At 59.2% G+C, this 21,290-nt stretch carries 14 protein-coding genes; 5 read left to right on the top strand and 9 right to left on the bottom strand.

Annotated elements, in window-relative coordinates; genetic code table 11:
• Positions 1-76 precede the first annotated feature (76 nt).
• Positions 77-646, top strand: a complete 570-nt coding sequence (locus JQ629_RS36060) for an anti-phage protein Upx-like protein (protein ID WP_502753665.1) — start codon at positions 77-79, stop codon at positions 644-646.
• A gap of 174 nt (positions 647-820) precedes the next feature.
• On the opposite strand, the gene JQ629_RS36055 is transcribed toward JQ629_RS36060, so the two are convergent.
• Genes JQ629_RS36055 through JQ629_RS36040 form a run of 4 tightly spaced genes read right to left on the bottom strand, consistent with a single transcriptional unit; the run spans position 821 to position 10,948 of the window.
• Positions 821-2,176, bottom strand: coding sequence for a hypothetical protein (locus JQ629_RS36055; protein ID WP_212416665.1), 1,356 nt, complete (start codon positions 2,174-2,176; stop codon positions 821-823).
• Complete coding sequence (locus JQ629_RS36050) at positions 2,173-8,457, bottom strand: AAA domain-containing protein (protein WP_212416664.1); 6,285 nt, start codon at positions 8,455-8,457, stop codon at positions 2,173-2,175. The genes JQ629_RS36055 and JQ629_RS36050 overlap by 4 nt, the downstream gene beginning before the upstream one ends.
• Positions 8,454-9,122, bottom strand: a complete 669-nt coding sequence (locus JQ629_RS36045) for a 4Fe-4S cluster-binding domain-containing protein (RefSeq protein ID WP_212416663.1) — start codon at positions 9,120-9,122, stop codon at positions 8,454-8,456. Before JQ629_RS36045 ends, JQ629_RS36050 begins: the two co-directional genes overlap by 4 nt.
• Positions 9,119-10,948 (bottom strand): AAA family ATPase, encoded by a 1,830-nt coding sequence (locus JQ629_RS36040; RefSeq protein WP_349631372.1) that lies wholly within the window; start codon positions 10,946-10,948, stop codon positions 9,119-9,121. Before JQ629_RS36040 ends, JQ629_RS36045 begins: the two co-directional genes overlap by 4 nt.
• Before the next feature lie 151 nt (positions 10,949-11,099).
• On the opposite strand from JQ629_RS36040, the gene JQ629_RS36035 reads away from it, so the two are divergent.
• Both JQ629_RS36035 and JQ629_RS36030 read left to right on the top strand, forming a co-directional pair.
• Positions 11,100-14,495 (top strand): TM0106 family RecB-like putative nuclease, encoded by a 3,396-nt coding sequence (locus JQ629_RS36035; protein ID WP_212416662.1) that lies wholly within the window; start codon positions 11,100-11,102, stop codon positions 14,493-14,495.
• Positions 14,496-14,688: 193 nt separating this feature from the next.
• Positions 14,689-15,471, top strand: a complete 783-nt coding sequence (locus JQ629_RS36030) for a S1/P1 nuclease (RefSeq protein ID WP_212416661.1) — start codon at positions 14,689-14,691, stop codon at positions 15,469-15,471.
• A gap of 65 nt (positions 15,472-15,536) precedes the next feature.
• On the opposite strand, the gene dinB is transcribed toward JQ629_RS36030, so the two are convergent.
• The 4 genes from dinB to JQ629_RS36010 are packed head-to-tail and all read right to left on the bottom strand — an operon-like array spanning position 15,537 to position 18,249.
• A complete protein-coding gene (gene dinB / locus JQ629_RS36025; protein ID WP_212416660.1) occupies positions 15,537-16,643 on the bottom strand; it encodes a DNA polymerase IV in 1,107 nt (368 codons plus the stop codon).
• Positions 16,640-17,365: an SOS response-associated peptidase gene (locus tag JQ629_RS36020; RefSeq protein ID WP_212416659.1), complete on the bottom strand. Its 726-nt coding sequence runs from the start codon at positions 17,363-17,365 to the stop codon at positions 16,640-16,642. The genes dinB and JQ629_RS36020 overlap by 4 nt, the downstream gene beginning before the upstream one ends.
• A gap of 3 nt (positions 17,366-17,368) precedes the next feature.
• Complete coding sequence (locus JQ629_RS36015; protein WP_212416658.1) at positions 17,369-17,818, bottom strand: hypothetical protein; 450 nt, start codon at positions 17,816-17,818, stop codon at positions 17,369-17,371.
• Between the two features lie 56 nt (positions 17,819-17,874).
• The gene (locus tag JQ629_RS36010; RefSeq protein WP_212416657.1) at positions 17,875-18,249 is read right to left on the bottom strand and encodes a hypothetical protein; all 375 of its coding nucleotides are present in this window, start codon (positions 18,247-18,249) and stop codon (positions 17,875-17,877) included.
• 146 nt (positions 18,250-18,395) lie between these two features.
• Between JQ629_RS36010 and ku the strand changes: the two genes are divergently transcribed.
• The gene (gene ku, locus JQ629_RS36005) at positions 18,396-19,328 is read left to right on the top strand and encodes a non-homologous end joining protein Ku (RefSeq protein ID WP_212416656.1); all 933 of its coding nucleotides are present in this window, start codon (positions 18,396-18,398) and stop codon (positions 19,326-19,328) included.
• A gap of 43 nt (positions 19,329-19,371) precedes the next feature.
• On the opposite strand, the gene JQ629_RS36000 is transcribed toward ku, so the two are convergent.
• Positions 19,372-20,136 (bottom strand): hypothetical protein, encoded by a 765-nt coding sequence (locus tag JQ629_RS36000; RefSeq protein ID WP_212416655.1) that lies wholly within the window; start codon positions 20,134-20,136, stop codon positions 19,372-19,374.
• A 325-nt stretch (positions 20,137-20,461) separates the two neighbouring features.
• On the opposite strand from JQ629_RS36000, the gene JQ629_RS35995 reads away from it, so the two are divergent.
• A complete protein-coding gene (locus JQ629_RS35995) occupies positions 20,462-21,076 on the top strand; it encodes a cell envelope biogenesis protein TolA (RefSeq protein WP_212416654.1) in 615 nt (204 codons plus the stop codon).
• The last annotated feature ends 214 nt before the right edge of the window (positions 21,077-21,290 follow it).

Here is a 21,290-nt window from a genome sequence, read left to right as displayed (position 1 = left end):
CCAAGACTGCCTCCCAAAAAGAAGCCTTGAATCTGATTTGCGCCTAAAAGGGAATCCTTAGAGTCCACACCACCTAGTGCGGGAAGCTGTCGTGTACATGCTCGGCAACTATCATCGCGGCGACTTTCCCCGTTGGCAGTTAAAGCCGAAAATGAGGTCATGGGCTGGATCCTCCCGCCACAAGATGGGCAGTGCGTTTGCTCAGAAAGTCGCCGAACGGTTGACCGAGCTTGGTTGGAAGACGGCCGTCGAAAAGAAAGTCACGGAAATTCTGCGTACTGGCTTCGATCGAGACTACGGCGACGTCGATGTACTTGCCTGGAACGACGCTACGGGTCGTCTTCTGCTTTGCGAGTGCAAGGACCTGCAATATCGCAAGACAGAGGGCGAAATCGCCGAGCAACTCTCGGACTACCGCGGCGAAATAAATGATGAAGGCAAGCGCGACGACCTAAGGAAGCATCTCGATAGGATCAGTCTGATCACACAGCATCTTTCCAAGTTGCAGGCCTATGTTGGTATGTCCGAGACGCCGCGTGTTGAGGGTCATTTGATCTTCCGGAACCCGGTGCCGATGAAGTTCGCGTGGGTGCAGATGAACTCGCGAACGGGGTTACACACCTTTGCCGAGCTTGATCAAATATAACTATGACTAAGAAATCTCATGGGCGACGACGGCCTATTCGTTTTAAAGCAGAAGTTTCAGATTAAGGCCCGCGACGTTTGCTCCGGATCATAAACTGCAAAGAAACGACGTCAGCGATTAGTCTACCTCTTGCTGCATTTCACTGCGGCAAGATGGCGCCGCTGGCATTCACGTTCACCGAAGCAGATGGCGGGTCACCGTGACTGCGTCGTTGTCTCCAGCGGTCCCGTTCTTGTCTTCAACAACTTTGAGCGGGAATTGTCCGACCGGCCGCGCGTGCTCAATTGCAAGGTGTCCGCCATCGTTGGCTATCAAAGATTGAAGTCGTTCGAACTCTCCGCACCAGATCGTTTCGATGTCACGGTCCCGGCTTATATCCCGCATTTCGGTTGAATTGCCGAACGCAACCGCCCTGACTTGAAGAAGGTCGGACTTCGATCCTCCAGAAAGCTCAACGCCGTATCCGGGATTGGCCGCCTTCCGAAGAACAACTCGGCCTCCATTGACCCAGGCCGTCGCCATTCCCTCCGAAACTTCGTAACCCAGACCTGCTAAGCCTTCGAGCACGGCGCGCCGTCGCTCTTCCGCAGCGATCGCCTGAACTTCTTCTTCGATGAGGAAGTCGGCACGTTTGATAAGTTCGGCTTCATTGCGCTGCGTAGCTCTCGAGAGAATGTCACCTATTTCGGATCGCAGCGACGCCGCTTCGGGAGATTTCATTTCCGAAAGCTCGGCATGGCGCGCGCGGAGGTCGCTCTGGAGGCGCGCGTGCTCGCGCCCCTTTTTGACTGCTGTTGCAAGGTCGAGGAGCAGACTATCAGCGAGTAGCGGCCGGCGGGCAGGGGATTCAAGTTCTAGAGCTGTGATACGCGTCGAGAAAGGGCTTGGATCGATGCCGAGACCTTTCAGTTCGCCCAGAAATCCGTCCACCTGAAGCAGTGCCCGATCCTCTACCACCCCAGGCTGTTGGGACGTCCATTCCTCTAAGCTCATACGTTTCTCACCGGCGCCAAGCCGGGCAGCCACGCTGCGCTGCAGCTCGGACACGCCCTCGGTCGCGGGCGCCGCGTGAAGCAAAAGAAAGGCCTTATTGATTGCTGCTTCCAGTCGTTCGGATGGCGTCTTCGCTGACGTGAGTTCCTCCCGAATTTCGCTCGGAAGCTGTATGCCCGACGAGCCGGCGCTGGCGAGGAGCGCCTGGGCAGTTCCCCTCATCCGTCTCATGGTCTGCTTCGATTGAGCCTCCATTTCGGCTGCCCTCTCGGCGCGCCGTTCGGCATCGGCTTGAAGATAGGAGATTTCCGCCGGGATCTGCTTCTGAAGCTCGACAAACTTATCGGCCGACAGCAGGCCACGAAGGACGTCCCTTCGCGCAATGACCTTGTCGATGTCCGTTTTGTCGATTGTGCCGTTACGTTCGCCACGAGAAATCCAGTCTTCAATGGCGGCGTCCAGTCGGGCGAGGCTTCGTCGGCAGATCGTCATAATTTCTGCGCGGGTCACGATACGGAAGGCTTTAGGACCGCTCATTGAAATCCTCCTTCGCTTCGAAGTGCATTCTCGACCGCTTCCTTGAGGCGTTGACGTTCGGTGTCCCCCGAATGCGTCCAAGCGTACGACGAAACCCTGTGAATGTGTGGTACGGCCTTGCCCAGCACGTTCGGACGCCAAACCTCCCGCGCTCGCGCCTTTTCAAGAAGGCGGTGACGCGGAGCGTCACACTCCACCCCGATCGCATATAGTCCCGTCCGGGGATCGGTGACTGCGAAATCCAGGCTGAATGCTCCGCCGTCGCGCGCCTTTGCGGGAGTCCATCCTTGCGCTTCCATGAAGTTTTCGACGGACTTCGTAAAGCCGTCGTCTTCGTGATTCCCGAGATTGTGTTCCGCGCTCTTCTCCGTCACCATCCGCTCAAGCAGGCTTCTGCCGGAATCGCCGGCGCCTTCGGACACGGTCCGTGCATATTCGAGATAACCTTGAAGGTAGTCCCGCGGCACGCGCGGACCGCGACGCGTAGTCAATAGGTCGGATATCTCCGCAATCGGCATCGAGGTTATCATGACGATCTTCTTCCGAGCGCGCGTCACCGCAACGTTTAAGCGACGCTCACCACCGGTATGTCCCAGTGCGCCGAAGCTTTTCCGGAATACACCATGCTCGTTGCGACCGAAGGTGGTAGAGAAAATGATGACGTCGCGTTCGTCTCCCTGCACGTTCTCGACGTTCTTTACGAAGAAACCCATATCTTCGCCGCCTTCCGTGCGCTCACGCTCGCGCATCAGGGCTTCGCGAAAAGATGCGTCCTCTTCGGCGCGCTCTTCGAGCGCATCTTCGATCGCGTCGGCCTGCTTGCGGTTGAACGTGACGACCCCGACGGAGGGAGGCGACGTGTCCTCCCAAAGATTACTCAAGTATTCGACGACGTCGGCGGCTTCCTTCGGATTTGTCTGGCTCTTGTATACGCCATCCGACCGGATCATTTCTATCGGCCTTATCGTGCGGATGATTTCATCCGGATGTCGAACGGGTACGCTCAGTCGGTTTCCGTAGAACGACGCATTCGAGAAGGATATGAGCTCGCGATACTCGGACCGATAATGGACCTGAAGCGTTCTTGACCTCAATACCGAACGGGCGAGTTGCAGCAGATCGGGGCAGTCTTTGATCTCACGCCGGTTCCAGGTTTCCGTGAAGACGTCGCGTTCTTCCTCGCTTGCCGCATCTTCGGGTTCCTCTCCGTCGAAGATCGCCGCTTCATCGTTCTCGACCTTGCTCGCAAAGAAGCTCGTCGGCGGCATCTGCTTTTCGTCTCCGCTGACGACGACGATCTTGCTCCGGAATAATGACGGCAGCGCGTACTCGACGGGCATCTGGGAGGCTTCGTCGAAGATGACGGTATCGAAGATGCCTGGCTTCGGCTGGAGTACGCGGCTCGCGACGTCCGGCGTCATCAGCCAAACGGGTCGCAATGCGAACAGGCCTAACGCACTCCCGCGATCGATAAATTCGCGCAACCGCAGTGCCCTTTGGCCGGTCAGCCTTGTTATTGGTTCCCAATCTCGCGTCGGCCGGACACGACCGGGATCGATGCCGTTGATGAGAAGTTCTCGGTTGCAGTTCCGGATTTGCCGATCGGATTCCGCAAGCGACTTGACCTTCACGTCGCTTGCATCACCGTCGAAAAGGACCTCCGGATTGGATGCCTCCATTTTGGCCTTCCATGCAATCCGGGCCTCGCGCGCAATGGTGCCACGAACGCAGGCGTCCAGATCGGCGGCGGATAGCCGCGATAGTTCCGCCTCTTTCGCCCTGAGTGTCCGGAAGATTGTGCGTTCTGCCTCTCCGAGGCGCACCGATCGAAGTCGAAATTCCTGAAAACTCGCGAGTGTCGGAACAGCTTCGAGAATCAGACTGATCGCGGTTCCGTTGGAGCGTCCGCCGTGGATTGCTGAACGCCGCAACCCGATCCAAAGCTCATCGAGATATGGTTTTAGATGCTCTAGAGCCTGGTAGCTTGCTACCCGCGCGTCATAGCGCTGAAGCGAACGATCTGCCCGATCGAAGAAAGTATTCAGGTCTTCCATCGCGCCTGTCATGGCGGCCTGGTCCAACTCTGCTCTCTGAGGGCACTCGTCGATAAGCGATACGAAGCCATGAACTCGCGTAACGATGGAATGGAGATTTCCGGCGAGGGCAGCCAATGGGGCGGGCGGAAGCTTCGAGTCCGGCGCGCGATTGAAGAGCGCCATTACGTAGTCGGCAAGCTTGAGCCTTAATGGGCGCAGGGCCATCTCCAGGTCGATCGCATTATCGAATGCCCGAACGCCCTCATCGTCCGAAAGAAGGTCCATTGCGATCATCTGCTTTCGCAGATTTCGCTTTCGGATCCAGCGCATGGGATTGATATGTCCCAGTCCGACGACGGGGCTGAGCACGGTCTTAGCGAGGGCACCAAGCTTGCGCAGCTCGTCCGATCGACTTGAGATAAGCTTTTCCGAAATCCCGGGTTGGTGTTGGGAGGCGTTGAGCGCGGACAGTGCTGTTTCGATCTGGATGAGATCGGCAAGCATATTAGTGCCTCGAGAGCCGTTGCCCTCGGAACTTCGGAACAATGGAAGCCAACGACCCAAATTGGCGCAAAAGGCGGCGCCGATGGCGCGCAAATTGCCGGCGCTGGCCATCCACGTGCGCAGGCGCTCGGCGTCGACGACATCCAACGCGTTCGATGTCTCGGCATCAACCTCTTCGCGCCTTGTATCCATTTCCGCGAATCTACGTAAAGTTTCCACCAGAGTGTCCGCGGTGCCCCGATCTGGATTGAAAAGCTTGAGTACCGACAGGGCGCTGCCCTCGAATTTGGCCGGTAACCAAAATCTTGCCAAAGGTCCGCAATTTTCTTCGAGCGTGACGACATCCGCGGGGTGAAGATCCGTGAGCAATGCGCGGATTGACGGAAGATCCATCGGTTTGGGGATAGCTGCTTCGATGGCCAAGAGTTCCCCGAGCAGCGTGCGATAGGTCAGTCCCGTATTTGGGTCCACCGCATGTAGAGCCGTCTGTTGCCGATCTAGATCCGATTCCAGCGATTCGATGCGTGCCGCCAACCTTTCGCGGTCACGCTTCCAGGCCGGAGCCCCGCCGACGGGCTGGCTATGCAAGCGCTCAACCTGCTCCCTTACCGATCCTATGATGGCTCCGCGATCGCGGTTGACGTCGGTGATCATCACGAAACGGTTTCCCAGCCGTTCCTTCTCCAAGCGCTTCCTGACAACCTCGAGCGCAGCTTGTTTCTGGCAGACCACCAACAAAGATTTGCCCATACCGATCGCGTCAGCGACCATGTTGACGATCGTCTGGCTCTTGCCTGTTCCTGGCGGGCCTTCGACGACAAGGCCCGGCGCCTGGCGGGCCTCCATGACGGCAGCCTCCTGCGAGGGATCGCTGTCCGCCGTGAAAAACCGTTCGATCTCACGCGCGGAGACCGGGCGGCCATCGCTTTCGGGCTTGTGATCGGAAAGCCGAAGTGCGGCTTCCAGAGCGGTAGAGCTGGGCGGCAGACCTCGAAGTAACTCGAGATCTTTCATCACGGCCTGACCCATGAATGCAAGATGGAATAAAACGGCGGACGGAAGGATCTGCCGCTCATGGGCGCCGACCTTGACGTCCTTGCCCGGCAAGGGCGACAGCGTATTACCGGCGGCCGCGGCGAGATGTCCGAACGCGTCCATTACGTCCAACGCCGAGAAGGTCGCACGAGCAAGGAGTTCTTGGGCTGCTTCCTGCCATCTCTTGGCCTCCTGAATGCCGACCATTCCTTCAAGGGCAGGATTGACAACAACGTATTCGGCTTCGGCGTCGGTGCTTCTTTCGCGACCATATCCCAGCGTGACGTGCCCGCGATTGCCGACTTCCGGAATGACACGCGCCGGCCACAGGAGCACGGGAGCGATGCGGGGCTTTGCGTTCGGCCTGCCGTCACGCATCAATAGAAACGGGAAGGCCATATAGAGGCCGTCAATGCCGGTATCGCGCCTGTACAGCAGCGCATGGGAATGCAGCGAACGGAGCCTTCGTTCCAATCCGTCGTTCTCGGAGAATGCGGCTGGATCGAGGTTGACCGTCCGGGTCCCGCGCGAAAGGAGATGCTCGAGGATCTCCGCCGCCGGCACCCTCGACGTATCGAGTTCGGTCAGATCCACCCGCGCCGCCGATTTTCCGATAAGCATGCGGGTGAGCGGCCCGCGCAGTACGCCGCCGGAGATTCTTTTCGCGAAAAAGTCCAAAATCGTGGACACGTATCCCTGTTTCGGCAGGGGCCTCCAGGTTTCCGGAGCGACCGAGAGCAGCGCCAGGGCGCGTGCGATCGGCATCCTCCGGTCCAGGCGGAACTGGTTCGCCCACTCGTCGACGGAGGGCACACCGCATCTTGCGAAATTCTCGATGCGGTCGTCGATCATGCGGTAGATCTCGCGTCGAGGCCGCGCCAGCAATGCGGCGGCTGGATCGCGGTAAAATCCGGTCAGGCCTGCTGTGGAAGCTTCCTTGGCAGCTTCGTCAACTACCTCCATGACGGATCGGAACTGGCCCGACGATGCGCTGAGCAGGATAACGAGATCCTCCTCGGCTGACTGGCGACGTTCGATCAGGGAAACCACGCCCGCATGGTCCGTGTCGGGGAGCAGCTTCCGCTTTTCCTCCCAGAGTGCGGCGAGACGCGCCATGGATGTTGAAAGCAGGTGGACGCGAAGTGTTTCTTCGTCGACCGCAATTTCGAGTTGTTGGAGGCGTTTTCGGACTGTCTCAGCGCGCAGCTTAAGGCGCCAGAGCCAATCGTCGGGATCGACCTTCCGGATGAGATCCGGGGCCGGACCGGTTATCAGATTATATCCGTCGTCCGGATGGTCGAGGAGCCATCCTGGCGTGACGATGTTGCCCCTGACGATCAAGGGCATAGACGGGTTCAGCGTCTTCAGGGCGATCGAAAGCCGCAAGTCGTCGGTCAGGCCTTCTGCTCTGGCGAACTGACGAAGGGCAGAGGGAATTCTTGGCTCGAAACCGGCCTCTGACGCCCACGTCGCGACCGCACCACGCAGTAGAAGGTCTTTTGCGGCGTCCCAGTTGGCCGCTTCGGCCGCCGCCAGCGCAAAGGATCCCGGCGAGCGGTATTGCTTGCCGCCCAACGATATCGGAGCGCGGCCGTCTACGTCCTCGGCACGCGCTGCGGCTTCCGGCGCCGTGACTGGTTCACCGGCAAGCCAGGCCTGGACTTCCTTCCACTGCCACCGCTGCCGACGGTCGCGGGCGAGTAGGCCACGAAGCAGCAGCTCAGTATTAGCATTCAGATTTTCCGGAAGCGGGACGCCGTTGGTGAGGACATGGATCAGGAAGGCCTGCTCATTGATACCCTCGAAGCACGCGCCGCTTGTGACACGCTCCAGAAGGATCATGCCCATACTCCACCAGTCCGAGGCTGGTGCGACACCGCCGGCTATCGCCTCGGGCGCCATGTATCGCGTCGTCTCGAGCGGAGAGGCGATATCAAGGTCAAATTCCGAAAGGCGCGCCGAACCGAAGCCGGTGATGACGAGATCCAAGGGATCCCGGGAGCGCAAAAGTATCGTCGAAGGACGTAGATCGCGGTGTCTTAAGCCCGCCTCGGACAGGGAGTGAAGTGCCTGACCAAGCTCGGCGACCAGGATTTGGATCGCCTCCGCTCCTTCCGAATCAGACGGTAGATCGGCAAGCGTCCCGCCGATGAATTCCTCGACCACCTCGTATGCGCGGTCGCACCATCGCCCGGTCGCGAAGATCTCGGGCACGTGACCGCGTGGAAGCTTGCGCAGGAGGTCGTAGATCGCGCCGTCCGGCTCGGATCCCGCCGTATATAGGGTAAGTACGCCCCTTAGGCCGTCTGACTCACGGACGGCCGCGAAACGCTCGCGGACAGTGCTCGATGAACTCATGCGTTCCTGTAGGCGCCAACCGTCTATTGCCGTCTCGACGGAATCAAGGACTGGCTCGGGCGTGGGTGACGGCTCCGGTGCCGGCATCGGGTCTTCGGCTCGCCGCTCCTCGACTGGCTCGCCGCAAACGCTGCAAACGAGATCTCCAGGTGAGTTCTCGTGACCGTTTCTGCAGGCGGGCCCACCTACCGGCGTCGGCATCGGCTGAGGCTTGGGAGCCGGCATGCCGGGCAGCGTGATATCGACTGCCGAAAGGTCCCACCCGCAGTTATGGGCGTCGACCGTCCCTTCGCAGAAGATTTCCGTGAGAGGCCGTTCAGTGTTGCAGTTCGGGCAGAGCCTGATCATTGGGCGGACATCCCGCCGCTCGACGGTCGTTTGTCTTCCGAGGTGCTAAGTTTTGCGCCGGCGCGCTCGAGCATTTCCCGCAACCGCCGGAAATCGTCCCGCCCCGGTATGCCCGCGAACCAAACGTCGCCACGGTCATCGAACATGACGTCCAGAGTTCTTTCCACGTCGGTCATCGGCCGTTGGAAAGATTCAAAGCGGGTTTGGCCCAATGCGGTGAGAAAGTGAAGTTCCTGGTTGTCGCTGCCGCGCAGAGCCAGCGTTTGTCTCTGGTTGACATCGAACGGGCCTGTAACAATCGCGTCGATCAACCCTGGAGACGCATTCGCCGATTCCCTGACTTTGGTCCACGGATGACCGGTAAATACGAGGACGTCCGCATCGGTTAGCGACCGCAGCCTTTTCAGGAGAGCGAGCAGAGCAATAGGCTGATCGAAGGGTTCGCCCCCGGATATGGTGATGCCGTCGGCAGCGGGAAGCCATGGCGTTATTGCGCCGACGACGTCGTCGATGGTCGTGATACCGCGGCCTGGCGCCCACGTGTCCATCGAGATGCAGCCGGAACAGCGGATCGAGCAACCTTGAAACCAGATGCCGATGCGCCGGCCCGGCCCCAGGGTCGTGACTGGGAAATGTATTCGCGACAGGGCGATGATCGCGGTCATGAGACCGGCCCGCTCGCGAACGTGACCGTCGTCGATGCGCCCGTCGTGATCTCCTGGATCTCGTATCGACGTCCGATTTCCGCGCCACTGTCGAAGAGGGCCCGTGAAAGCGGATTGATGAGATGCGCTTCTACCTGGTTCCGGATGCCCCGGCCGCCGTTCGAAAGGTCGGCCAGGCACAAACCACGGAGCGCCGTTCTCGCGGTTTTCGAAAGGGAAACATTGTAACCCAGCGATCCAACATCGTTGAGCAGGGCATCAACCATCTGATCGAAGATTTCGTCCGCGACTTCGGGGCGGATGAAATCAAAGACGATGACGTTCTCTCCGATGCGGTTCAGTATCTCGGGCCGGTTAAGCACGGATTTGAAGTGCTTTTCGATTTCGCCGCGCACTTTTCGCTTCACGGTATCGAACGCTTCGTCGGGCGTAACGTTGGCGATGCGTTCGCCGGACGGACCCGGCGTATAAATCCCCAGGTTGGACGTGAATACAATGAAAGTCTCGGAGAAGTAGACACGGTCGCCGCGGCCGGAGGTTAGAACGCCGTCGTCCAGCACCTGCAGAAATTTGTCGAGAATCCGTGGGTGAGCCTTTTCGATTTCGTCGAACAGAAGGACGCTGAAAGGTTTTTCCCGGACGGCGTTGGTGAGTTCGCCTCCCACGTCGTATCCGACGTAGCCGGGGGGCGCGCCGATTAAACGCTGATCGGAATGCTCCGCGCTGAATTCCGACATGTCGAAACGGATGTAAGCGCTATCGTCTCCGAACAGCAGGCTGGTGATCGTCTTTGCAAGTTCCGTTTTTCCAACACCGGTCGGGCCGGCGAGGAACGCGACGCCCCTGGGACGTCCGCCCCGAGGAGATTGTCCTATTCCGGTGACGGCACGCTTGACGATATCCAGCATATGGGTGACGGCGTGGGCTTGACCCTTTACCCGTCGTTTCACGAATGCCTCTGCCGTGCTGATCTTGTCGCGGCTGATCTTGCGCCAAGGATCTTCCGTTACGCCGACCTTGAAACGCCGGACCGCGTCCGAGATCCTGTCGAATGCAACATTCTCGCTCCGGGCGAGCTGCGCGACGGCGCTCAAATCGACAAGCAGAAGACCTTCGGTCTCATCGACGAAACCTTCGATGGACTTTTCAACCTCGGATTCGGCGGCTGTTTGAGCGCCTGGAAGACTTCGCATTAGGGAACGGGCCAAGCTTCTTCGCGCCGTATGGTCGGGTTTGCCGATAGGAATGTGCCGAATGCGCGGATTGCCGATGAGAAACCAATCGGGCAGGTCGCCTTCCTTGTCGACAATCCAGATGACCGCATTGAAGAACGGCAGGCGGCGATCGCCGGCTGGGCGCGCGCGCGCGGAATGCGAAAGGATCAATGCTCGGGAAAACAATTGATGCTCTGCCGGCGAAAGCGCCTCGTTACGCGTGATCAGCCGTGAGGCAAAGTCGATAATTAGGACTGCGGGTGGTCCGTCACCACCCACGAGCCGTTCAAGCGCTGCCGACAAAAGGTCAATGCCGCCTGCGGCGGCCCCATTCACTGGTGTCAGGCCGAGCTGTGTCAGAAAACTGTCGTCGCCCGGTTCGAGAGCGCGAAACCCGTTTAGCAGGTCGAAGCTCGCGATCCGCAGATAGCCTGCCTCTTTCAAGGCGTCCGGAAGAGCGCGTGCGAGCGGCACCGCCGTGATGGTTCCGGGGATCGGTTCATGGATCTGCAGGTCTCGCGTATTGCCGGAAAGGACAAACTGGCTCCGGAGAGGGAGGAAACGCTGCAAGTCACGCAGCCAACGCGCTTTTTCGACCGAACCCGCCTGCACCAAATGCCCCCCGTTTACTCCACAGGCGACTATAGGCCGGATTGCTTGTCTACTTCGAGCGCAATCCAGGCACGATACTCGGGAAAATAGCATAATATACACGGCGAAACCGAGCCGGGTAACCTGACTGGATCGTTGGCAGGGGTGGGAAATGCAGAAGATCGGGGCAACGCTGAATTTCAGTTCGGGAGATTTGGTCGGGCACCTGAATTGCCGCTACCTGACGGAACTCGATCTCAAGGTTGCGAACGGGGAACTTGAGAAGCCGAAAGTCTGGGACCCGGTACTCGAAGCGCTTGTGGAGCGAGGTGTGCTGCACGAGCAGGGCTTTATCGAGCATATCAAATCGGGCGGAATCGCCGTAACTCTCATCAACGGAGTTGGTGTCGACAACATGTCTGTCGCTGCGACCGGCGATGCGATGGCCCGCGGTGATCCGATCATTGTTCAGGGCGCGCTTCAGGCAGGCCGGTGGAGCGGACGGACCGACGTTCTACGCAGAGTGGAAACACCGAGCCATTTCGGCGCTTGGTCGTACGAAGTGATAGACACGAAGCTCGCCCGCGAAACGAAGGGCAACACGGTTCTTCAGATATCCCTGTATTCCGACCTGCTTTCCGAAAAACAAGGGGTGCAGCCGACCTCCGCCTATGTGGTGACGCCGGGCACTAACTATACTCCGGAAGCTTATCGTATTGCCGACTATGCTGCTTACTATAGGCACGTCAGGGGAAGCCTTGAGCGCTCGGTGTCGGTTACTGTCGCCGATCCTGCGTATCCCGAACCGGTCGAGCACTGCGAAATATGTCGATGGCGCCGTCATTGCGATGACCGGAGGCGGGCCGACGATCATTTGTCCCTCGTCGCGGGCATCAGCAAATTCCAAATCGGGGAGTTGATTAGGCACAACGTCGGAAGCACGGCTGCGCTCGCAACCATGCCTCTTCCGCTCCAGTGGAGACCCGATCGGGGAGCCGCCCAAAGCTACGAGAGGATTCGTGAGCAGGGCAGGATTCAAGTCCAAGGGCGGACGCTTGGGGCTGTCGTGTGCGAAACCTTGCCTCCGATCGCGGGATTTGGTTTGTCTCGCCTTCCTGAGCCCTCGGCAGGCGACATCTTTTTCGACTTCGAAGGTGACCCATTCGTCGGAGATGGCGGGCTGGAATTTCTGTTCGGGTATCTTTACCTCGATTCTGATGGCGCCCCGCAATACACGGGGGATTGGGCCTCCAATCGGCAGGATGAGAGAGCCGCATTCGAGCGCTTTATCGACTTCGTAAGCGGACGCTTGGCGACCTATCCCGACTTGCATATCTACCACTTCGCACCCTACGAGCCCGCAGCGTTGAAGCGCCTGATGGGTCGGTACGCGACGCGCGAAAGCGAGGTAGACAATCTGCTGCGCGCGGAGATCTTCGTCGATCTTTTTGCGGTCGTCCGCCACAGTATCCGTGCCAGCGTCGAAAGCTATTCGATCAAGAAACTCGAGCCGCTCTATTCATTCGAACGGACCGTGCCGCTGGAGGACGTTGGCCGTGTAATGGCAAGGACGCAGGCGCGCTTGGAAATGGCAGATTCGTCGGGCATTCCTGAGGAAGATAAGACCGCGATCAAGGGCTACAATCGGGATGACTGCGCTTCCACCTCTGCGCTTCAGATGTGGCTGGAAGCGGTTCGAGCTAGTCTCATCGCCAATGGTGCAATAATCGAGCGGCCCGTTCCGAAGGTCGTGGAAGTCAGCGAAAGGCTAGGCGATTGGCAGAAGAGGGTAGAGGGCCTTATCGTTCGGCTCACAAACGGCATACCCGACGACGTCGCCGACCGAACGGTTGAAGAGCATGCGCGCTGGCTTCTAGCGTATATGCTGGATTGGCACGGTCGTGAAAAGAAAGCCGTTTGGTGGGAATATTATCGGCTTCGCGATCTTTCGGCCGGGGACCTTCTCCACGAACGGGCGGGTCTCGCCGGACTAATTCTCGTTGAGCAGGCTGGTGGCACCGCCAAGGCGCCCATCCATCGCTACAAATTCGAGCTGCAGGATACCGATATTCGACCGGACGGCAAACTTCGGAGCGTCGGAGGAGATCACTACGGAACTGTCGTTGCCATTTCACACGATGATCGGACGATCGATATCAAGAAGCGCGGCGACACGGCCGGCTTCCATGCTGAGGCGGTTTTTACCCATAAATCGTTTGACCACGATGAGCAGGCTGAGTCGCTCTTTCGGCTCGGAGAATACGTGGCCGCCAATGGGATGGAAGGCGAAGGGGATCATCGCGCCGCGCGCGATCTTTTGATGGCAAACGTGCCGCGACTTCGGGGACAAATGCTCCAACTCGATTGCGAGCCGACGCTGATTGCCGCTGTGCGGATCGCTCTCGATTTAGATCATAGCGTTTTTCCGGTCCAGGGTCCGCCGGGCGCGGGGAAAACATACACTGGCGCTCGTATGATCTGCGCACTCGCCCGTGACGGTAAGCGGATCGGTGTTACGGCGAACAGTCATAAAGTAATCCGCAACCTTCTCGACGAAGTGATTGTCGCGGCGGCCAGCGAGGGCTTGCAGATCCAATGCGTTCAGAAGGTGACCGACAAGGAGGATGATCTTCCGACTCTGCAATTCGCGACGAAAAATGAAGTTGCTCTCGATGCTTTGGGTGGCACCTGTGCGGTTGGTGGAGGTACCTCCTTCTTCTGGGCTCGGGCCGACGCGCGTCTTTGCGTCGACGTGCTGTTTATCGACGAAGCCGCGCAGATGTCACTAGCAGATGTGTTAGCGGTTTCTCAGGCGGCAAAAAGCATCGTGCTTCTTGGAGATCCTCGGCAACTAGAGCAACCGATCCAGGGAAGCCACCCCGACGGCATAGGCGTCTCGGCCTTGGATCATATCCTGGGACCTCATGCTACCGTTCCGCCTAATCGTGGTCTTTTTCTTGCAGAGACTTGGCGACTGCATCCCCTTATCTGCGCTTTCAATTCGGAGTTATTCTACGACGGCCGCTTGAAATCTCGAACGGGCCTGGAGCGCCAAGAGATAAGGTCAATCGGTAGACTGAAAGGTGCTGGCCTTCGATACCTTCCGATCGAGCACACGGGCAATCAGAGCTCCTCGCCGGAAGAGGCCGATGCCATCCACGATCTTGTCTCTGAAATATTGGGATCTGGCACGACGTGGGTCGATCGACTCGGCGCCGAGTCCTCGATTGTACTCGACGACTTCTTAATCATCGCTCCGTACAACGCCCAGGTTTTCGAGCTCCAAGAGCGACTGCCGGGTGCGCGCATCGGGACCGTGGACAAGTTCCAAGGACAGGAAGCGCCCATAGTTATCTATTCGATGGCGACGTCAAGTCACTCCGACGCCCCGCGCGGTATGGAGTTTCTCTACAGCGCTAATCGCCTGAACGTTGCGACGTCGCGTGCGAAGTGTGTCTGCCTTATCGTTTCATCGCCAAGATTATTCGAAGCGGAATGTCGGACGCCCCGCCAGATGCAACTAGCTAATGCATTTTGCAGATACCTAGAGTTGGCGACGCCGATTTGAAGGGACCGTGCCGGTGATTTTGGCGACCGAAGGAGAACGCAATGTTTGGATGCACGCGCCCTGGGATGAGGCGACGGCATCGCTGTGGCCGTTGCAAGACGCCTTATTGGTGATCGTACGCGCGCTGCGCCGATAATGACGATCGTGTGGTCGCGTGAGAAATTATCACTGGTCTTACCCGTTCGCGATATTGATGTTGATCTTGCTCGGCAGCGAGGCGAGGGCCTGGGGCGATTTGGGCCACAAGGTTATTTGCGAAATTGCTTACCGCTCGGTCCTGTCGAACACGCAGGCCGCAATCAATCGGCTGATGCAGTTGGATAGTGAGTTCAAGAGTTTTTCCGACTCCTGCATCTATCCGGACCATCCGCGCATACGTGCGCCCGAGCATTTCCTGAACCTGCCTCGGGATTCCAAAGGACTTATCTCGGACCAGTGTCCGCAGGCCGACGCGTGCGTCCTTACTGCGATCTTGCGTGACTTCGAAATTCTCCGCGCAAAAGAGCAGGCCGACGCGAACAAGTTGGTCGCACTGAAATCATTAGGACACTGGATTGGTGATATACATCAACCGCTGCATGTCTCTTTCCTCGACGATAAAGGGGTCAACACCATCAGGACGAGCGGGCGGTGTCCGGGAAATCTTCACGCGGTCTGGGACACTTGCCTTGTTCAATATGCGGTTGGTCCTGATGCGCATGAGGCGGTGACCGATCTCCTAGCCACTGTCACCCCAGCGATGAAAGCGGATTGGATTGCTTCCGTACCGCGCGATTGGGCTAACGAATCGTTTGCGATCTCGAAGGCGTCACGAACGATGTACTGCGCCATGCATGGGTCGTCATGCGATATCACGAGCAATGCGCTGAACATCAGTGCACAATATCTGGATGCGAATGAGCCGGTTGTGAAGGAACAATTGCAAAAAGCCGGCGTGCGTCTAGCCCGGCTACTCGATACGGCCTTCCTGAATTGAAGAGCCAATTGAGAACAGGAGTGCTAGTTCGCGTCCGGCTCTGTCGGTCGGGCTCAGTGATGCGATCACATCGGCAGAGCAAGCTGTGGCTCCGCGTCGTCGACATGCTGCAACGCTGACAGCGAGACGCCCAGAAGCCGGACCGGCTTGGGGACCGGCATCTCGTTCTGCAGCAAAGCGAGCGATAGGCGCTTTAAGTCGCTGCGGCTCGAAACCCCGACGGGGACGGACCGGCTGCGCGTGATGATCTCGAAGTCGTTGAACTTCACCTTCAGCGTCACCGTGCGACCACGGTTACCGGCACCTTCGCAGTATCGCCAGACCTTGTCGATGAGCGGCTCGAGTTCGGCGGCCATGGCTTCGAACTCGGTCAGGTCGTTGGAGAAAGTATTCTCTGCTCCGACCGACTTCCGGATTCGGTCCGCGCGGACCTCGCGATTATCGACGCCCCTCGCTATCCAATAGAAGTACGCACCGGCCTTGCCGAAGTTGGTCTGCATGAATTCGAGCGACTGGTTGCGCATGTCGAGGCCGGTGTAGAGGCCCAGCGCATTCATCCTGGCGCTGGTCGCAGGCCCGATGCCGTGGAATTTGCCGACGGGGAGGGCTTCGACGAACGCAGGCCCCATCTCCGGCGTGATGACGTACTGGCCATTAGGCTTGCGGTGGTCGGAGGCGAGCTTGGCCAGAAACTTGTTGTAGGAGATGCCGGCCGAAGCGTTGAGGCCGGTTATCTCCTTAATCTTTGCACGGATCGCCAACGCCACGTCCCGTGCCAATGGAATGTCCTGCAGATTTTCGGTCACGTCGAGGTAGGCCTCGTCCAGCGACAACGGCTCGATGATCGGTGTGTGCTCTGCGAAGATTTCACGGATTTGCAGGGAGACCGCCTTATACACCTCGAAACGCGGCGTCACGAAAATCAGGTTTGGGCATTGCCGCTTCGCGGTCACCGATGGCATGGCCGACCTGACGCCGAACTCGCGCGCCTCGTAGCTGGCCGCCGCCACGACGCCGCGCTCGCGTGATCCGCCGACGGCGACCGGCTTGCCGCGAAGATCCGGATTGTCCCGCTGCTCGACGGACGCATAGAAGGCGTCCATGTCGATGTGGATGATCTTACGCTGGCGACTCGGGGGAGCTACCTGCTCGTCATCGTCCTCGATGGTCACGTCGTTAGCCCGGCGGTGTCTTCCTTGACGCCGCGGGCGACGATCCGGAGCGTGCCGTCGGCAAGTGGCCGCTGCAGCTTCAGGGCCTCGTCCAGAGGGGCCGTCATCCAGGTCTCGATTTCGTCCGGCGTCGTCAGGATGACCGGCATCGCCTTGGGGTGGATGGCGCCGACCTCGGCGTTTGGCTCGGTCGTGAGGAACGCGTAGAGGTCGTTAGTCGTCTCACCTTCCTTGACCTTCCGGACAGACGTCCAGTTGGTCCAGGTACCGGCGAAGCAGGCGAGGGGACGGGTCTCATCGAGCGCGAACCAGATATCACCGCCCTCGGCCTTGTTGAACTCGCTGAAGGAGTTGAACGGCACCACGCAGCGGTTTTCGGCTCCCAGCCATCTCGTCCAGTGCTTGCTCTTCACGTTGCGGATGTTCGTCGTGCCGCCGTCGGGCTCCATCCGTAGCAGCTCCTTGAAATCGACGGTCTTGCCCTTGGCCCGCAGCTTCTCGGCTCGTTTCTTGGTGGCGTCCATCAGCGCTTTTGACGACGACGGCATTCCCCAGCGCGCCGTGGCGAGTTCGCGGCCCTCGGCCCCGTTGCGCACGATCGGTGCCTTGTAGTCGGGAAAAACCCCGGGCATCGGCGCCAGATTGCCGACGTATCGGTTCACGACGCGGAACAACGCGCTGATTGCGGCTTGGTTGGTCGTGATCGAGTAGAGATTGCACATCGGTCAGGCTTCGGTGCGAGGGTGGCGCGGCTGCCAAGCCAGTTGTAGCAGAGTCGCGGAAGGACGCCGGCCCGCCTTGGCGCATTTGCGGCAGCGCAGCCGGCTGGCGAGATCGTGCACGAAGGTGGTCGGCGGATGCTTCATCGCCGCGAGGTCAACGTCGCTCGGCGTCTTGCAGCGCGCGCACTGGATCTCCAGCCAAGGGAAGCCGCCATTCACCGCTTGGTCGATCGTCGGGGACGGATCCATCGGTTCTCCGTCCGACCACATGCGTTCGTTCCAACTCTCGCATAGCAGCTTGTCGGCCTGCTGGATGAGGGCTTCCCCCTTCGCTCGCGTTTCCGCCGATCGGGTAGCCAGGATGTTGGCCATTGCCCGCGCCTTGCCGAGCTCTTTCGCCAGAGCCTTGCGGTCGCCGCCCGACAGGGGCGTAGGATGATACTTCGGGGCCATCCGGACATCCAGGCGCAAAGAGATCGAATCGGTGATCCGCTACGGCGTCTCGAACGCTAGCACCCGTCTTCTTCATGCCTGCCGGTGCGCTGCTGGCAGGTGTTGTCGAGCAGCCGCTGCGCGACGTCCTTCCAGACCGCGTTGCTGCCATACAATCGGACTGCATCGGCGGTCTGGATTTCCACGGTCCGCTCGCAGCGACGGCAGGAGATGCGCAGGACGTGGCGTTGAATTTCCGAAAGACGTCGTTGCCGTATCTGGGCCTCGGTCGCTCCGGCGCGAGGGTCTTTGAGGACCGATTCCCAGTATTCGGCCGGGAGGGGTGCATCCGGAGCCGCAGCGGAGGGGCTCCGCCTGCGGACGGCCTCAACAGCCAGCTTTTCCATCTGTTTCGGGGTCGGCATGCGCCAGCTCGCGGGTCGATCGGTCATTCCGAATTAGAACATAAAGTGAACAAAAATCGAGTCCGCTTGGGCAGGCTTCCGAGAAAAAATCCCCCTGCTGGAAAGGCCGGGGTGTCGGAACCAAGCCCGGCCATTCGTCTTGAATCCAGCATCAGTATTGGAGTTCCCCCGTCATGGCACCCCGCGCTAACTGGAAGGGCTTCCTGCGTCTTTCCCTCGTCACCTGTCCGGTAGCGCTCTATCCGGCCACGTCGGAATCCGAAAAGGTCTCCTTCAACCAGCTCAACCGGAAGACCGGCCACCGCATCAAATACGCCAAGGTCGATGCCGACACCGGCGAGGAGGTCGCCAACGAGGATATCGTCAAGGGCTACAAGATCGACACCGACACCTTCATCGAGGTGACGAAGGAGGAGCTCGAGAATGTCGCGCTCGAATCGACGCGAACCATTGAGATCGACGAATTCGTCGACCGTAGCGAGATCGACCCGCGATATCTGATTCGTCCCTACTACCTGGTGCCGGACGGAAAGGTCGGCCATGACGCCTTCGCCGTCGTCCGCGAAACGATCCGCGAGATGAACAAGGTCGCCATCGGACGGGTGGTGCTGACCAACCGTGAGCACATCATCGCCCTTGAGTCCATGGACAAGGGCCTGATGGGGACGCTGCTGCGCTATCCTTACGAAGTGCGTGCTGCGGACGAATATTTCGACGACATCCAGGATGTCAAAGTCACCAAAGACATGCTTGATCTCGCCAAGCACATCGTCAACCAGAAGGCGGGCCGCTTCCAGCCGGACAAGTTCGAAGACCAGTACGAAACCGCCCTTCTCGATCTCATCAACCAGAAGCGCGCCGGCAAACCCATCACCGCGAAAGCGCGTCCCCGAGGCGAGAACGTGGTGGACCTGATGGACGCGCTGCGCAAAAGCATTGGCGGCGAAAAGGCGGCAGCGACAGAGGCGCCGAAGAAGCCAGCCAAAAAGGCGCGCAAGGCGACGGCCGGGCAGAAGGAAATGCTGATGCCGATTGCCGGCAAGAAATCAGCCAAGGAGGCGGTGGCAAGGAAGCCGGCGGCCAAACCGCAGCGGAAGTCGGCTTAAGGTATCTTTGCGGTGGGTTCACGGAAAGCTTGCTTCGACACCGTCAGGTAGGTTGCGCGGTTACTTGCTTTTCTCTCTCCGCCTTGTCGGCCTCGTAAGCTTTTGTTATGCGAGGCCGGAGGTCAGCGACGACGAAATTGTTCTTTCCCCACTTGGGATGCCACGTCTGATCCAAGTTTTCCCAACGCTCCCCGCGCTGAGCGTAGATGACATTCACCACAACGGGACCTATGCGATAGAACCAGAGAAAGATGAGTTTTCCCTGTTCTGTCTTGATTGGCTTTGCCGGAAGAATGCCGACGGTCCCATCCCCCTTTCCGAATTGAAGATAGACTTCATCGTGCCGCCGGCCATTCATTATCGCGTCGGCAAAAGGCTCGATGTCGATTGGAAGGCTTCCGGCCGCTTCCTGGATCATGCCGCCAAATAGCTTCAAGAAAAGGAGATGTACCTCCAGCATGCGTCGTCGTGTGTCATAGGGGAAAATTCGGTCGCCGCGAACGTTTCCTCCGATGCGCAATGGTGTCGGACGAAGTCGCAGCCAATTGGACATGTGTTCCCAGGCGCGGTCATGCGGCTGAGTACGTGTGCTGTTGCAGTATTCGCAGATCAAAGCCGGCGATTTCAGAAGCTTGCCGTCGAGGCTCTGGACGTGAATATTCTGTTGCTTGGGGTTGCTGTAATAGTAGGGCAGCCCCCTTCCAGGCTTTCTGAACAGCGCCCGCAAGTCGCTATGCTTGATCCGATGCTCGCGTGTGGTCGCTGGATTGGTGAGACAAATCCAGCAGATGGTTGTCTCGTTGCTCACGATCGGCCCCCTGTACATCGCCAAGGGCTCGGGATGCGCCTTGGTGGACCCGTAATATACACAAAATGCGTCCAACCTTGCGTGCAGAAAATTGCTGACTGCGGCCACTTAAGCTAGTGTTTTCAATGGTTAGCGTACATTACTCGTGCTTATGATCTCAGGTGACAACTCCTCGAAAGCGGCTCTAATTTCTGGGGTGGGTGCCAACCAAAAAGTTCGATACGTGCCCAAGAACGCTCACCACGACTTGACCCTCGCGAGCTGCGTGGCAACGCCCGTCCGACGGGCTTAGGAGCAACGCGCGCTTACATAAGTAAAGCGTCTCATGGTGAGAAAACTGAAGACCTACCAGACTTCGCTGGGCTTCTTCGATCTGGCGATGGCCGCTCCCTCCATGAAAGCGGCTCTGGAAGCGTGGGGCGCGGACAGCAATCTCTTCCACCAGGGCGCGGCGAAGGAAAGCAACGATCCGGATGTTATCGCGGCGACCATGGCAAAGCCCGGCGTCGTTCTCAGGCGCCCGGTTGGAACCGACCGACCTTTCAGCGAACATGCCGAGCTGCCCACCGATCTTGGCGGCGGAGGACCAACGAAAGCCGCCCGCAAGTCGAAAGGTCATAAGGCGAAAAAGCCTTCCTCTCTCCCCATCGACAAGGCTGCGGCCCGAAATGCCGCTCTCGCCTACGAAAAGGAGCAGAAGCGGCGCGAGCGTGAACGGGCGAGCGAAGAGGCCGCCAGGCAGAAGGAACGCCAACGGCGACAGCAGGCGGTCGACAGCGCGCAGGCGGCGTTGGACAAAGCCGAGCAGGAGTACGCGAAGCGGGCCGCCGCCATCCAGGCCGAGGCCGAGGCTCTCGAGAAGAGATCGCAAGCCGAAAAAGCCCGCCGGGATAAGGAGAAGGAGCGATTGGAAGCTGCGCTGCGGCGCGCGCGGGGTTAATCAACGGTTCTTAGTCGGCGGCACGCACGAGCAGCGCCATCAACCCGCATTGGCCTATGACGGAGCGGCTTATGCTCTGCTTCCGCTTTCGGCGGCATAGCTGACGTGGCCGGACTTGCCGCTCCGTCGCTCGTGTAGCGATTGATGTAGTGGACGACGCCCGCTCCAGGCATCGAATGTGCCAAAGGGGTGATCGTTGAACAACGAATCACCG

The sequence above is a fragment of the Bradyrhizobium sp. AUGA SZCCT0222 genome (assembly GCF_018130205.1).
Taxonomy (GTDB): Bacteria; Pseudomonadota; Alphaproteobacteria; order Rhizobiales; family Xanthobacteraceae; genus Bradyrhizobium.
Note: the sequence above shows the minus strand (reverse complement) of the source record. Positions and strands in the feature narration are given on the sequence as shown.

Bases quoted from the DNA above. Each gene is read 5' to 3' on its own strand.
- JQ629_RS36055 (WP_212416665.1), bottom strand. From the start codon at position 2,176: ATGAGCGGTCCTAAAGCCTTCCGTATCGTGACCCGCGCAGAAATTATG.
- JQ629_RS36050 (WP_212416664.1), bottom strand. From the start codon at position 8,457: ATGATCAGGCTCTGCCCGAACTGCAACACTGAACGGCCTCTCACGGAA.
- JQ629_RS36045 (WP_212416663.1), bottom strand. From the start codon at position 9,122: ATGACCGCGATCATCGCCCTGTCGCGAATACATTTCCCAGTCACGACC.
- JQ629_RS36035 (WP_212416662.1), top strand. From the start codon at position 11,100: ATGCAGAAGATCGGGGCAACGCTGAATTTCAGTTCGGGAGATTTGGTC.
- JQ629_RS36030 (WP_212416661.1), top strand. From the start codon at position 14,689: ATGTTGATCTTGCTCGGCAGCGAGGCGAGGGCCTGGGGCGATTTGGGC.
- JQ629_RS36020 (WP_212416659.1), bottom strand. From the start codon at position 17,365: ATGTGCAATCTCTACTCGATCACGACCAACCAAGCCGCAATCAGCGCG.
- JQ629_RS36015 (WP_212416658.1), bottom strand. From the start codon at position 17,818: ATGGCCCCGAAGTATCATCCTACGCCCCTGTCGGGCGGCGACCGCAAG.
- JQ629_RS36010 (WP_212416657.1), bottom strand. From the start codon at position 18,249: ATGACCGATCGACCCGCGAGCTGGCGCATGCCGACCCCGAAACAGATG.
- ku (WP_212416656.1), top strand. From the start codon at position 18,396: ATGGCACCCCGCGCTAACTGGAAGGGCTTCCTGCGTCTTTCCCTCGTC.
- JQ629_RS35995 (WP_212416654.1), top strand. From the start codon at position 20,462: ATGGTGAGAAAACTGAAGACCTACCAGACTTCGCTGGGCTTCTTCGAT.